This window comes from Vreelandella sp. GE22, from assembly GCF_968212445.1.
The window spans coordinates 2,618,516-2,632,212 of the sequence record NZ_OZ309110.1; the positions used below are offsets into that span (position 1 = coordinate 2,618,516).

The window sequence follows — 13,697 nt, forward strand, 5'->3', positions numbered from 1 at the left end:
CTCCTTCTTGCCTGATGGTGGACCGGCCGCTAAAGGCCGGATTATTTGAAACGTTTTAAAACGACAGTGGTTAAAGGGTAGCGGTCAATACCGCCTGATGTCTGTGCTTTAATAGTGAAAGACGTTTATCGATTCAAAAGTTCAAGGAAGACGCCCGTGCATATAGTGATACCCGATGACTACCAGGACTGCGTTCGCCACTTGGGCGCCTTTCAAAAACTCGACGGACTGACGGTGACCATCTACAACGACACCGTGACCGAGCTCGAAGCCCAGGTAGAGCGCTTCAAGGACGCCGACGCCCTGGTACTGATTCGCGAGCGCACGCCGATGACCCAAGCGCTCATCGAGCGGCTACCAAAGCTCAAGGTGATCAGCCAAACCGGTGGCGGCGCGGCGCACGTGGATATTGCGGCCTGCAAGCGCCAAGGGATCACGGTGATGGCCGGCAAGGGCTCGCCGGATGCCGCGGCGGAGTTGACCTGGGCGCTGATACTGGCGGCGATGCGCCATATTCCCGAAGAGGTGGAAAACCTCAAGGCCGGGCGCTGGCAGCGCACCCTGGGCACGGGCCTCAAGGGGCGCACGCTGGGTATTTTTGGCTATGGCCGTATCGGCAGCGTAGTCGGCCGTTACGCCCAGGCGTTTGGTATGAAAGTGTTGGTGTGGGGGCGCTCCGGCAGCCGGGAGCGCGCGATCGACGCGGGGCTTGGCGTGGTGCAAAACCAGCAGGCGCTTTTCGAACGCGCCGACGTGGTGAGCCTGCATCTTCGTCTAAACGACAAGACCCAACACATCGTCACCGAAGAGCATCTAACGCGCATGAAGCCCGGCTCGCTGTTGGTCAACACCAGCCGCGCGGGGCTGATTGCCCCGGGGGCTTTGGAGGCGGCCTTGAAAGCCGGCCGGCCCGGGCGCGCGGCTCTGGACGTCTTCGACGAGGAGCCCCTCACCTCGCACCCGCTTTTCGAACTGCCCAACGTCATCGCCACGCCGCACCTGGGCTATGTTGAAAAAGACAGCTTCGAGCTCTACTTTAACGATGCCTTCGACAATCTGTTGGCCTTTATCGACAACCAACCGGTGACCAACCTGGCGGGATAACCCCTAACGATGCTTCAAATTTCCAACAACGTGACGCTGGCGGACTGGGAAATCGTGATCAGCCAGATCCGCGCCCAGGGCGCGGGCGGCCAGAACGTGAACAAGGTCGCCTCGGCGGTGCATCTGCGCTTCGATATTTTGAGCTCCACCCTGCCCGCGGGGTACAAGGAGCGGCTGATGGCCTTTTCCGATCAACGGATCAGCAAGGAAGGCGTCATCATCATCAAGGCCCAGAGCCATCGCACTCTAGAGCTCAATAAAGAGGATGCGCTGGCGCGGCTCAAAGCGCTGATTCTGGAGGCGGTCACGCCGCGCAAGGCGCGCCGCCCGACCAAACCCAGCAAAGGCGCCAAGCGCCGGCGGGTGGATAACAAAACCCGCAAGGGCACGGTGAAATCGCTGCGAGGCAAGGTGTCGCCCTGAGCATGGAAGTGGCCCCGGGCAATCCTACGCGGGGGCGCTGTAAATACCTCCCTGTACGCTACTTTCGCCATCCCTGGCGAAAGACCCCCGCTACGGACCGCCCGGGGCCACGGCAAGGAGTCGAGCCAGCGCATATACCGCTACTCCTGCCCCTAATCGCCTTCAGCGTGACGGTCGCTCAAGATATGGTGAAGCTCGCCGCAGGCGACCAAAGGGTCGTCGCAGTTGATCACGATTTGCGAGGTGGCCAGCACGTAGCTGCGCCCGGTAATGGTGTTCTCCACTACCTGGTAGGCGCCTTCCTGATGGGTGCCGATAAAAGTACCGATGAAACCGGTTTCACGAAGTGAAATGGTTTCGAGCTTGTCCCCGACGTTGAGCCGCCCTTCGTACTGCATTAATGCAAGCCTGGCCGAGGTGCCGGTGCCCGTGGTACTGCGACAAATCACGCCGGGGTGTACGTAGGTGGTCGAGCGCGAGCGAATATAATCCTCGCCAACCTGCTCTTCCGGCCCCAGGAAGTGTAAAAACGGCAGCGGCCCCACATCGCCCAGGGTGTAGTGGGAGAAGCCGCGCTTGGCCTTGATCGCCTCGACGATTTTATAGGCGCAGGCGGCAAGCGCGGCCTCCTCCTCGCGGACCAGCTTGAAGCCCAGCGCCTCGGCGTCGACCAGCGCGTAGAAGCCGCCGCTATAGGCGATCGAGTAGGTGACCTCGCCAATCCCCGGCACCGCGACGCTCTCGCGGTAGGTATCGATATAGCTTGGCAGGCCGCCGCAGGTGACGGATTCCACCACGCCGTTATGCACCCGCGCCTCGATCTGAACGAGCCCCGCCGGGGCCTCCAGGTTGAAGCGCTGAATCCCCTCCTGCTTGGCCACCAGGCCGCTTTCGAGCACCGCGGTGGCCGTACACAGCGTGTTGGAGCCCGAGTAAATGGGATACCCCATGACCTCCATGATGATATAGCCCGCTACCGCTTCCGGGTGGACCGCGGGCACGAGCAGGTCCACCGACATTTCAGGGATGCCGTAGGGCTCCTCGAGCAGCAGCCGACGCAAGCCATCGGCGTCGTCGCGCAAATACTCCATTTGCTGGCGCACGCTCATCCCTGGCAGCGCATCGATACCGCCGGTGACGATGCGGCTGACATCACCGCCGGCGTGGGTGTCCATCAGTTCAATGGTATGGCGTTTTTTCACGGCAAAGCTCCCGGTCAAGTGGTCACGACGCTCCGTTTGATTCGAGCGCGAACGCCGCGCCGTGAGCCTCCCACTGGGCATCGGGGACGATCACGATCTTACCCAGGTAGCTACTGGCGCGGTTCATGAAGTAACGCTCGGCGTCGTGAAGTCTGGAGAGCTTGAACGCCGCGTGAAGCACGGGCTTGAGCTCACCGCTTTTGATCCACGCCATTAGCTGCGCCGCCTCTTCGCGCGTTCCGTGAGAGACGCCAAAGATCTGTACCTGATAGAGATAAATACGCGTCCACATGATTTCACTGACGTTGCCGCCGCTGGCGCCGGCAATCGACAGCCGCGGGTAGGTAGTGCGCGCCTGCATATCGCCAATCATGGTGTCGATGAAGAGATCGGTCATCTGCCCGCCCACCAGGTCCAAGACCGCGTCGATGTTCGCGCCCTGGGTGGCCTCGAGCACACGCTCGACGAAGCTTGCAAGATCGCCCCGGTCGATCACCGCCTCGGCACCGAGTGCAATCAGCGCATCCGCTTTGTCCGGCTGGCTCACCGCAAAGGGAATCGCCCCGACGATGCGGCAAAGCTGGATCAGCGCGGTGCCCACGCCGCCGCTGGCGCCGCTGACCAGCACGCGCTCCCCCGCGCGCACGTTGGCGGCGGTCATCATGTGATAAGCGGTTTGATACGAGCACATGCCCATCGAGGCGAGTTCGGCGTCGCCAAGTCCTTCGTTGGGGATGTGGTAGAACTGATCCGAGGGCAGCGCGACGTACTCGGCGAAGCCACCGTCGGCGCCGTGGCCGTAGTAGTCCGGGGTCAGGTTGATATCCCCGCGCTCATCAGCGTAGAGGTTGAAATCCAAAAGCCCACGCTCACCGATGCGCGAAGCATCGACGCCCTCGCCCACCGCGACGACCCGCCCGGCCACGTCCGCGCCCTGAATACGCGGAAAGCCAAGGGTCGGCGCACCGCCCATCGCAAAGGAGGTCACTTCCTCCTTGCCTTTGGTCGGGTAGAGCCCTTCGCGGGCCTTGCGGTCGGTATTGTTCTTGGCGGTCGCGGTGACCCTGACCAGTACCTGACCCGGGCCCGGCGCGGGGGTGGCGACGTCCTCTCGATACTCGAGCTTATCGACATCGCCGTGGCCAGTCAGCAGCATGGCGGCCATGGTATCCGAAACGGAGCGCACATCGGCCATAAACGGCCTCCTGTGGTTGAGTTCAAACCCGTCAAGGTCTGAGTGGGTTTAAAAGACCCTATCAAATTTAAAGGCCCCCTCAATCCCCCCCGCGCCGAATCTTTCGCCGCGGTTAAAACCACCCCTTGCGTTTAAACAGCCAAATCAACACGCCCGCGATGCCAAGCATAGCGCCCCACACGAAGAAGTAACCGTAGCGCCAGCCAAGCTCTGGCATGACCTCGAAGTTCATGCCGTAGATACCGGCAATAAAGGTCAGCGGCACGAAAATCGCGGTAATCACCGTGAGCACGCGCATGGTGATGTTCAGCTGGTGTGAAGAGATCGAGATGTAGCCATCGACCAAGTCGCCGCAGATCTCGTAGTACATCTGGGTCAGGCTATAAAGGCGCTCGAAGCGCTCGGCCACATCGTTGATCGCGTGCAGGGTTTCGCTTTGATCCCGCGGCAGGTGTTCGTAGTCGTAGGCGGTCAGCTCCTGGGTAATGCCCTTGTGGTAGCTGAAAATACGGCGCATTTTGACCAATCGGGACCGGTAGGTAATGATTTTGCGCATCAGCACGTCGTTGCCGTTGTCCAAAAGCTCGTCTTCCAGGTCGCTCAGCGCGGTTTCGAACTCCAGCAGGCTGTCGCTATAAAACCCCGCCGAGGTGTACATGACTCTGAGCGCGGCGCGCTCCGGCGACTGCGCCAAAAGCGCCTGGCCCTGGGCGTTGAAAAGCCGCTCGACACTCATTGCCTCGCCCGGGTGCAGCGTGATCAGAAAGCGTTCACCGATAAAAAACGCGATCTGCTGCGGGATGAAGTTGAGCTCGGCATCGAAAGAGGAAATGCCCCGGTAGATGATCAGCGTATGCTGCTCGAACTCTTCGATCTTGGGCGGGTGGCGCTCCTTGTGGGCATCCTGAATGGCCAGCGGATGACACTCGAAGCGCTCGAGTAGCGCACGCTCGGTCTCCTGCGTCTCGCCCTGCAGGTCGATCCAGATGTGGCTCTCCGGGTTTTGCTGCCACTGCGCGAAGAGCTCCTCGCCGCCGGTCTGAAACGTGCCGTCCGGCGCTGTCAACATACTGCGAATCATCGCTTTGCATCCTGAAAAAACGTTAAGAAGTGCCATAACCCGGCGTAAAGGCTGATAACTTTAGCCTACGTTGAATCCAGGCGTTAACGGATAGATGCGATAATTAATGCTATTGCGGCTAAAAAGCCATACTTTTAGAGGAAACCGTGCCCTTGAGGAAAACATCATGACCTTCACCGAAGCCAAAGAACACGTTAACGGACGGTTGCACGGTCTGTTTGCCGCGCCCTATCAAGCTTTCGAGAACAACACCCCCGAGCGCGAGCTGCATATCAAGGTCGCGCTTTATATGCTGCTGGGTCGGCCGATGACCCGCGGCCAGGTGACGCTCAGGATCGTACACGGTTGGGAAAACGGCGGCTGTGAACCCAATGACCTGGAACACATCGATTACCCGCTTGCCTCGCTCGAAGACTTTCGCGCCGCGGCCAGTGGCTTCGGGCAGTCGCGCCAAAGCACGCCCCAGCCTTCGAACGAAGGCGCGCTGCTGGCCAGGCCGCTCTCGGAGGCCATCGCCAACGCCGTGGCCAAGGGGGTCGCGCTCGACGACGACATTCAGACAACGCCGGCGCGCTGGCCCGCTTTCGAAGGCGGCCTTTCGCTCTATACCCAGTTCAAGATGTACCACCGCCTGGTCTACGGTGAGGACGACACCTACCGCTGCTCGCTTTGTGAGACCGCCGAAGGACTGCGTGAGATTCACGAATTTCACCTCGAAGAAGGCGAATTCGCGCTGCTCACCCCGCTTAGCGAACAGCGCGGTGGCGGTAAAACGCTGTTGATCCTGCACGAAAGCCAGCTCGGCCCGATCGAGCAGCTATTCGAGCAAAGCCTGCCGCTTTTGGAGCGTTAAGACGCCTTCGACGATGGTTCGAGCTCGTATCGGCGCGGCCCCCGCGCCGATACGTTTCGAACGGGAGCGCTAGCTCAGCGAGATCGTGCTGTTGATGCCGGCGGAGACGTTTTCCGGCTCGAACCAGCGGGCGGTGACGGTTTTGGTCTGCGTCCAGAAGGTAATCGCTTGCTTGCCGTTGGGCCCCAAGTCGCCAAGTTTGGAGCCGCGCGAGCCGGTAAAGCTGAAATAGGCCACCGGCACCGGAATGGGCACGTTGATGCCGATCTGGCCCACGTCGATGTCAGACTCGAAGCGCCTGGCCACCCACCCGGCGCTGGTGAAAATCGAAGTGCCGTTGCCGTTGGGGTTAGCGTTGATCAATGCAATGGCTTCATCGAGGGTCGCCACGTTCACCACGCATAGCACCGGGCCGAATATCTCTTCCTGATAGATGCGCATGGTCGGGGTCACGCCACTGAAAAGCGTGGGGCCAACGAAGTTGCCCTCCGGGTAGCCCGCGACCGTGTAACCACGCCCGTCGAGTTCGAGGGTCGCCCCCTCACTTACGCCCTGCTCGATGAGCGCTTCCACCCGCACTTTGGCCTGAGGGGAAACCAGCGGACCCAGGTCCGCATCGCGCTGGGTGCCGGGGCCCACGCGCATGTTTTGCGCGCCCTGGATGATATCGGCAAGCCAGGTTTGTGCCTCGCCCACCAGCACCAGGACGGAGTTGGCCATACAGCGCTGGCCCGCCGCGCCAAAGGCCGAGCCCAAGAGGCTGTTGATCGCCTGGCTGCGGTTGGCATCCGGCATCACGACGCAGTGATTCTTGGCGCCCATCATCGCCTGCATTCGTTTGCCCGCCGCGGCGGCGCGCTGGTACAAAAGCGACCCCACGTGAGACGAGCCGATGAACGAAAGCGCCTTGATGGCCGGGTGATCCGCCAACTGGTTGGCGACCTCCGGGCCCCCGTGCACCACGTTCAATACACCGGGCGGAATACCCGCCTGGTGGGCAAGTTCGACCAGGCGCAGGGTGGCGCTCGGGTCCTGCTCCGAAGGCTTCAACACGAAGGTATTGCCCGTGGCGATCGCCAGCGGAAACATGAAGCACGGCAACATGATCGGAAAATTGAACGCCGTGATGCCCGCACCAACGCCCAGGGGCTGGTGCAGGGTATACACATCCACGTCATTGGCCGCGTTTTCGGCCAGTTCGCCAAGCTGAAGCGAAGTGATCGAGCAGGCGTGCTCGACCACTTCGAGCCCACGACCTACTTCGCCTTCGGCGTCCGGCAGGGTTTTGCCGTGCTCCTCGGTAATCAGCGCGGCCAGTTCGCCGGTGTGCTCGCGAATCAACGCCGCCAACGTCATCATGATGCGCATGCGCTTGTTCAAGGGCACCTTGCGCCACTGCTTGAACGCTGTCTGGGCGCTTTGAATGGCCCGCTCGACCTCTTCCGGGGTGCAAAAGGGCACACGGGCAACGACCTCTTGGGTGGCCGGGTTGATCACATCGCGCCACTCCCCGCTTTGCGAGGTGACGGCCTGACCGTCGATAAAAAGCGGAATCTCGCGTAGAGCCACGGCGTTTCTCCTGATGCTGTTGTTATTGCTTTATTGAGGGCGCCCGCGGCAGCGTTATCGTTTTTATCGTTATGCCGATGCTACCGCCAACTACCGGGCGGGTATGGCCGCCAAGATATAGCAGCAAGTTAACGTAAACGTCAATTGGCGCTTTAGGGGCTGTGCCACTAATGCGCGTTTGGGGGGGGTGCCCCGGCAGCTTTGGCGCCGCCGGGGCGCGGCAAGCATTCATACCGGCACGCGCTCATCGCCGGTGCCGGTGTCCGGTCAAAGCCTGGGCTAGTCGCTATCCTGCTCCCCGCTATGGCTACTTTGCGACTGGCTCTGGGTGACCCGGGGAACGTCTTCGCTATTCACGAAATAGGTGGTGCTCAACGTCTGATGGATTTTGGCGAAGCCGACCTGCAGCTCGTCGACAAAGGCGTGTAGCTTGCTGGGCGAGTGCGCCAGCGTCTGGATATCCGCGTCGACGACATCTGCGCGCACCATCGATACCGTCGCGACCACGCGGTCCTGACGCGGCAGCCACTGAAGCTCGTGGGCGAGTATTTCGAGACTGCAGGCGATCGCCCGCGGCAGGTGCGTATCCTGGAGCAAAAAGCGCAGCACGTCCGGGCCGCGCACCCGCAGGCGCACCTGCTGGCGGTACATCTGATAGGCGGTCAGCGACTTCAGCACGCTCATCCACTGCAGGTTCTCGAAGGGTAAAAGCTCCTCCGGGTTTTGCGGCAAAAGACTCGCCGAGCGCACATCGAGAATTCGAGTGGTCATGTCGGCCCGCTCGAGCTGGCGACCAAGCTCGATGAAGGTGCGCGCCGGGCCGTGGCTCAGCGTTCCCTCGATCAGCCCGGTCAAGGTCTGGCAGCTGCGAATCACGTTTTTCAAGAAGGTGTCGCGCCGACGCGGGCTTACCGCGTTTTCGGCGTGATCTGCCACGCTCAAATAGAGATGATTCACCTCTTCCCATATCTCCCGGGGAACCACATCGCGGGTGGTGCGCAGATTCTCGCGGGCGCTGGCAAGCGCCGCGAGAATCGAGCTTGGGTTCTGGATATCGGCGCACAGAAAATGCACCACGCCCTTCTCGTCGAAGGTATCGAAACGCGCCTGGTAATCTTCGAGCGTGCCGGTCATTTCGATCAGCGGTGCCCACCCAAGCGGCAGATTGTGCGGCAAATCGAGCATCAGGTGACTATTGACGCTCAAAAGCCTGGCGGTGTCCTCGGCGCGCTCGATATAGCGCGCCATCCAGTAAAGATTCTCAGCGACCCGTGACAGCATGACGCTCTCCTTTCGATGGCGCGGCGCTCGCCTCGTCCTGTTCGTCCACTTCGACGATCCAGGTGTCCTTGCTCCCCCCGCCCTGGGAGGAGTTCACCACCAGCGACCCTTCCACCAGTGCGACCCGAGTGAGCCCGCCGGTGGTCACGTAGGTGTCCGGCCCGGAAAGTATGAAGGGGCGCAGGTCCACGTGGCGCGGCTGCGGCAAACCACCGGCAAGCGTTGGCGTGGTCGAAAGCGCGATGGTCGGCTGGGCCATGTAGTTACGCGGGTTGGCGCGAATCAGGTCGGCGAACTCTTCGCGGGTCTCTTTGGTGGAGCGCGGGCCGATCAACATGCCGTAGCCGCCGGATTCATTGGCGGGCTTGACTACCAGTTCGTCCAGATGCGAGAGCACATACTCCCGGTCTTCTTCGAACATGCACAGATAACTCGGTACGTTGGGCAGCAGCGGCTCTTCCCCCAGGTAGTAGCGAATCAGCTCGGGCACGAAGGCGTACACCACCTTGTCGTCGGCCACGCCCGCACCCGGGGCGTTGGCCAGCGCCACGTTGCCCGCCCGCCAGGCCCGCATCAGCCCCGCCACCCCCAGCTTCGATTCCGGGTTGAAGACCTCCGGGTCGAGAAACTCGTCATCGACCCGACGGTAGATCACGTCCACCCGGCGGCGCCCTTCGACCGTGCGCATGTAAACGACATCGCTTTCGTCAACGAGCAGGTCGCTGCCCTGCACCAACTCCACGCCCATTTGCTGGGCAAGATAGGCGTGCTCGAAGTAGGCGGAGTTGTAGATGCCCGGCGTGAGCACGACCACCTGAGGGTCGTCCCCCGGGCGCGGCGACATCGCCGCCAGCATGTCGTAAAGCTGGGCCACGTAGTCGTCCACGGGCAAAATCTTGCCGGAGGCGAATAGCTCCGGGAGCACGCGCTTGGTGACGTTACGGTTTTCGAGCATGTAAGAAACGCCCGAAGGGATGCGCAGGTTGTCCTCCAGTACGTACAGGGTACCGTCGGCGCCGCGTACCAGGTCCGAGCCGCAAATATGCGCCCACACCTTGTGTGGCGGGTCAATGCCCACGCACTGCGGGCGAAAATTGACCGATTGCGCCAGCACCTCAGCGGGTAGCACCCCGTCCTTGACGACTTTCTGGTCGTGGTAAAGATCGTCGATAAACAGATTCAGTGCCTTGACGCGCTGCTTGAGGCCGGCCTCGGTTTTACGCCACTCCCGGGCCGAGATGATGCGCGGGACGATATCGAAAGGCCAGGCCCGGTCGATCATGGCGCCTTCGGAGTAAACCGTAAACGTAATGCCCATGGTGCGAATGGCGACTTCAGCGGCGGTTTTGCGCTCGGCAAGCTCTGCGGCGCTGAAGTCGGCCAGCATGTTGCAAAGCTCGAGCGCCGAGGCGCGAGGTTGACCCGGGGCGGCGATCAGTTCGTCAAAGTAGTCGCGGCAGGCGTATTGATTCCAGTTCACTTGGCTCATAGGCGCTCTCTCCTGGCGCGGCGACGGACGCGCGGGTCCGATCAATTCAGTTTAGGCCCATCCGCGGTAAAAACACGTTATTGGGTAACGTTCTGTAAACGCTTTTCAACTATCCCCCTCATTAAACGCAAATTCTGCTGCAAAGTGCCTAAGCTAAGGGGATACTGACTCCCACCCATCTTTAATCAGCGACAGGCTCCACTGCCAGGCCGGTACGATCCAGGCTTTTGACCGATACCCGCTCAACTCAAGGGTGGCCCATGACCATTCGCGTTGCCTTGCACCACCGTACCACCTATCGATTCGACCGGGCCGTTCATTTATCGGCCCATGTGGTTCGCCTGCGCCCGGCGCCGCACTGCCGTACCCATATCGAGTCCTACTCGCTCGATATTTCCGGCAACGACCACTTCGTCAATTGGCAGCAGGACCCGTTTGGCAATTTCAACGCGCGCATCGTCTTCCCCACTCCGCGCAACGAGCTCACCATTGCCGTCGAACTCATCGTCCCCATGACGGTGATCAACCCGTTCGACTTTTTTCTCGACGATATCGCCCAGACCCTGCCGTTCGTCTACCCACAAGCGCTTGCGCGCGAGCTGAGCCCCTACCTCGAGGTGGAATCCCCAGGCCCGCGACTCACCGAGTGGCTGGCCCAGGTGGACAAAACGCCTGCGGCCTGCGTGGATTTTCTCGTCGCGATCAACCAGCGTCTGCAGAGTGACATCAGCTACAGAGTGCGCATGGAGCCCGGCGTGCAGGGCTGCGAAGAGACGCTGACCCTTGGCAGCGGGTCATGCCGCGACAGCGCCTGGCTGCTGGTACAAATTTTCCGTCATCTGGGATTGGCGGCGCGCTTTGTCTCCGGCTATCTGATTCAGCTCGCCCCGGACATCAAGGCGCTGGACGGCCCGAGCGGCACCGAAACCGACTTTACCGACCTGCACGCCTGGACCGAAGTATTTTTGCCCGGTGCGGGCTGGGTGGGGCTCGACCCGACCTCGGGGCTATTTGCCGGTGAGGGGCACATTCCGCTGGCCGCCACGCCAACCACGGGAAGCGCGGCGGCGATTACTGGGTTCTCGGAAAAATGCGAGGTCAGCTTCGATGTCACGATGAGCGTCGAGCGTATCCACGAAGACGCCCGGGTCACCCGCCCCTATTCCGAGGCGCAGTGGACGCAGATTCTCGCCCTCGGTGACCAAGTGGATGACGCCCTCCACCGCGAGGACGTTCGCCTGACCCTGGGCGGCCAGCCCACTTTCGTGTCGGTCGACGACATCGAAAGCCCGCAGTGGAATACCGAGCCCCTGGGCACGCACAAGCGCGAGCGCGCCGAGGTGCTTTTGAACCGGTTGCAAAACGCCTTCGCAAGCGGCGGCGTTTTGCAGCAGCAAGGCGAATGGCACGCCGGCGAGGCGCTGCCCCGCTGGGTGCAGGCCTGTTACTGGCGCAAGGACGGCGTGGCCCTCTGGCGCGACCCAAAGTGGTTGGCCGCAACACAAGACGCGCCCAGGGTATACGCCAACGACCTGCTGGCCAAAAGCTTTACCCACGCGCTTGCCGAGCAGTTGGGGGTCGAGGCGCGCTTCTGGATGCCGGCCTTCGAGGACGCCGTCTATTACCGTTGGAAAGCGCAAACGCTACCCGCCGATGTCGACCCGCGCGACATCGATCCAACCGATGCTGTCGAGCGGCACCGCCTGGCAAGGCTTCTGGAGCGTGGGCTGGAGGCGGTCGTCGGCTACGTCCTGCCCCTGCGTCACGCCACTGCCCAAGGCCACCGTTGGGAAACCGGACGCTGGCCGCTCGAGCGCGACCACCTCTACCTGGCGCCGGGCGGCTCGCCCATGGGCCTGCGCCTGGCGCAGCCGGCCAAGCCCTGGGCCGCCGAGCGCCCTGCTTACGCGACCCCGCACTCGGCGCAAGACGAATCGATGCAGCGCCAGCCCAGCACCGGGCAGGCGCGGGACGAAAGCCTGGTGCATACGAGCCTTTGCATCGAGGCGCGCGACGGGCGCCTGTGCATCTTTTTACCGCCGCTGACCCAGTTGGAGCACTTTTTGGCGTTGCTCGAAAGCATCGAAGAGTGTGCCCGGGAGATTGGCTGCCCGGTGATGATCGAAGGCTACGCCCCGCCTGACGACCCGCGCCTTGAACGCTTTTTACTCACCCCGGAGCCCGGGGTGATCGAGGTCGACGTTCCGCCCGCGGTTAGCTGGCAAACGTTGGTGGCGCAAACCGAGGGGATTTACGAGCAGGCCCGCCAGGCGCGACTGGGTACCGAAAAATTCATGCTCGACGGCCGCCACACCGGCACGGGCAGCGGCTATCACGTAACCCTTGGCGGCCTCACCCCAGAGGATTCGCCGTTTTTACGCCGCCCGCAACTGCTGGCAAGCATGATCACGTTTTGGCAGCACCACCCGAGTCTTTCGTATCTATTCTCCGGGCTTTTTACCGGCCCGGAAAGCCAGGCCCCGCGGGTGGATGAGGCGCGCTTCGAAGCGCTTTACGAGCTGGAAATCGCCCTTCAACAGATCCCCCAGGACGACGCGGCAGAACCCTGGCGTGCCGAGGGCCTGCTGCGCCATCTGTTGACCGACTCGACCGGCAACCCCCAACGCGCCGAGCTCTGCATCGACCAGCTTTACCCACCGGATAGCGATAGCAAACCGCAAGGGCTTTTAAAGCTTCGCGGCTTCGAAATGGCGCCCCACGCGCGTATGGCCCTGATGCAGATGCTGTTGATCCGCGCGCTGGTGGCCAGGTTCTGGAAAGCACCTTACCGCGCCAAACCGGTGCGCTGGGGAAGCGCGCTACAGGACCGCTGGGCTCTGCCCCACTATCTGTGGGAAGACCTGAACGACGTGCTGGACGATCTTCGCCGCCACGGTTTCGACTTCAAGCTCGAATGGTTCGAACCCTTCCGCGAATTCCGCTTTCCGGTGCACGGCCGCCTGCATACGGCGGCGCTGGATATCGAGCTGCGCCAGGCGATCGAGCCCTGGCACGTGCCGCGCGACGTTGCCTTCGCCGACGCTACCGCGCGCTACGCAGGCTCCCCGGTCGAGCGCCTGGAGGTCCGGGTAAGCGGCATGAGTGGCGAGCGCTATATCGTGACCTGCAACGGTCGTCGCCTGCCGCTGAAAGCCACCGGGCGCAGCGGCGAAGCAGTCGCCGGCGTGCGCTACCGTGCCTGGCAGCCGCCCTCGGCGCTGCACCCGCATACCCCCGCCCAGGCGCCGCTGATATTCGACGTGATCGACACCTGGAACGAGCGCTCGGTCGCGGGCTGCACCTACTACGTGGCGCGCCCTACCGGGCGCAATTTCGAGACCTTCCCGGTCAACGCTTTCGAAGCCGAAGCGCGCCGGCTCGGCCGGTTTAGCGCAAGCGGTCATCGGCAAGGCTTTCAAATGCCCGCGATGGAGATGCCCAGCATGGAGTTTCCGTTGACGCTGGATTTACGCCGGGCTCCCCAGTAACGGGTTACCATG

General features: G+C 62.1%; 10 protein-coding genes. 4 read left to right on the forward strand and 6 right to left on the reverse strand.

The window, feature by feature from the left end; translation table 11 throughout:
• Window positions 1-156: 156 nt before the first annotated feature.
• Both ACWHRL_RS12325 and arfB read left to right on the forward strand, forming a co-directional pair.
• Complete coding sequence (locus ACWHRL_RS12325) at window positions 157-1,104, forward strand: D-2-hydroxyacid dehydrogenase family protein (protein WP_447893887.1); 948 nt, start codon at window positions 157-159, stop codon at window positions 1,102-1,104.
• Window positions 1,105-1,113: 9 nt separating this feature from the next.
• Complete coding sequence (gene arfB, locus ACWHRL_RS12330; RefSeq protein WP_447893888.1) at window positions 1,114-1,527, forward strand: alternative ribosome rescue aminoacyl-tRNA hydrolase ArfB; 414 nt, start codon at window positions 1,114-1,116, stop codon at window positions 1,525-1,527.
• Between the two features lie 152 nt (window positions 1,528-1,679).
• On the opposite strand, the gene ACWHRL_RS12335 is transcribed toward arfB, so the two are convergent.
• The 3 genes from ACWHRL_RS12335 to corA form a co-directional block, all read right to left on the reverse strand.
• Window positions 1,680-2,729 carry a proline racemase family protein gene (locus tag ACWHRL_RS12335; RefSeq protein ID WP_447529432.1) on the reverse strand — a complete coding sequence of 350 codons (1,050 nt, stop codon included), beginning with the start codon at window positions 2,727-2,729 and terminating at the stop codon, window positions 1,680-1,682.
• A 22-nt stretch (window positions 2,730-2,751) separates the two neighbouring features.
• Window positions 2,752-3,924, reverse strand: coding sequence for an alcohol dehydrogenase catalytic domain-containing protein (locus tag ACWHRL_RS12340; protein ID WP_447893889.1), 1,173 nt, complete (start codon window positions 3,922-3,924; stop codon window positions 2,752-2,754).
• 112 nt (window positions 3,925-4,036) lie between these two features.
• Window positions 4,037-5,005, reverse strand: a complete 969-nt coding sequence (gene corA / locus ACWHRL_RS12345; RefSeq protein ID WP_447893890.1) for a magnesium/cobalt transporter CorA — start codon at window positions 5,003-5,005, stop codon at window positions 4,037-4,039.
• A gap of 166 nt (window positions 5,006-5,171) precedes the next feature.
• Here corA and ACWHRL_RS12350 point away from each other — a divergent pair, with 166 nt between their 5' ends.
• A complete protein-coding gene (locus ACWHRL_RS12350) occupies window positions 5,172-5,858 on the forward strand; it encodes a hypothetical protein (protein WP_447893891.1) in 687 nt (228 codons plus the stop codon).
• Window positions 5,859-5,927: 69 nt separating this feature from the next.
• Here the strand turns inward: ACWHRL_RS12350 and ACWHRL_RS12355 are convergent, their stop codons facing one another.
• From ACWHRL_RS12355 to ACWHRL_RS12365, 3 genes are all read right to left on the reverse strand, one after another.
• Window positions 5,928-7,427, reverse strand: a complete 1,500-nt coding sequence (locus ACWHRL_RS12355) for a CoA-acylating methylmalonate-semialdehyde dehydrogenase (RefSeq protein WP_447529436.1) — start codon at window positions 7,425-7,427, stop codon at window positions 5,928-5,930.
• Between the two features lie 279 nt (window positions 7,428-7,706).
• The gene (locus ACWHRL_RS12360; protein WP_447893892.1) at window positions 7,707-8,708 is read right to left on the reverse strand and encodes an alpha-E domain-containing protein; all 1,002 of its coding nucleotides are present in this window, start codon (window positions 8,706-8,708) and stop codon (window positions 7,707-7,709) included.
• On the reverse strand, window positions 8,689-10,197 hold the full coding sequence (locus ACWHRL_RS12365) for a circularly permuted type 2 ATP-grasp protein (protein WP_447529438.1): 1,509 nt from the start codon (window positions 10,195-10,197) through the stop codon (window positions 8,689-8,691). Before ACWHRL_RS12365 ends, ACWHRL_RS12360 begins: the two co-directional genes overlap by 20 nt.
• A 260-nt stretch (window positions 10,198-10,457) precedes the next feature.
• Here ACWHRL_RS12365 and ACWHRL_RS12370 point away from each other — a divergent pair, with 260 nt between their 5' ends.
• The gene (locus ACWHRL_RS12370) at window positions 10,458-13,685 is read left to right on the forward strand and encodes a transglutaminase family protein (protein ID WP_447893893.1); all 3,228 of its coding nucleotides are present in this window, start codon (window positions 10,458-10,460) and stop codon (window positions 13,683-13,685) included.
• Window positions 13,686-13,697: the final 12 nt, after the last annotated feature.

What these genes read in the sequence shown, in the direction of transcription:
- ACWHRL_RS12340 (WP_447893889.1), bottom strand. Translation starts at nt 3,924, where the DNA reads ATGGCCGATGTGCGCTCCGTTTCGGATACCATGGCCGCCATGCTGCTG.
- ACWHRL_RS12365 (WP_447529438.1), bottom strand. Translation starts at nt 10,197, where the DNA reads ATGAGCCAAGTGAACTGGAATCAATACGCCTGCCGCGACTACTTTGAC.
- corA (WP_447893890.1), bottom strand. Translation starts at nt 5,005, where the DNA reads ATGATTCGCAGTATGTTGACAGCGCCGGACGGCACGTTTCAGACCGGC.
- ACWHRL_RS12350 (WP_447893891.1), top strand. Translation starts at nt 5,172, where the DNA reads ATGACCTTCACCGAAGCCAAAGAACACGTTAACGGACGGTTGCACGGT.
- ACWHRL_RS12360 (WP_447893892.1), bottom strand. Translation starts at nt 8,708, where the DNA reads ATGCTGTCACGGGTCGCTGAGAATCTTTACTGGATGGCGCGCTATATC.
- arfB (WP_447893888.1), top strand. Translation starts at nt 1,114, where the DNA reads ATGCTTCAAATTTCCAACAACGTGACGCTGGCGGACTGGGAAATCGTG.
- ACWHRL_RS12370 (WP_447893893.1), top strand. Translation starts at nt 10,458, where the DNA reads ATGACCATTCGCGTTGCCTTGCACCACCGTACCACCTATCGATTCGAC.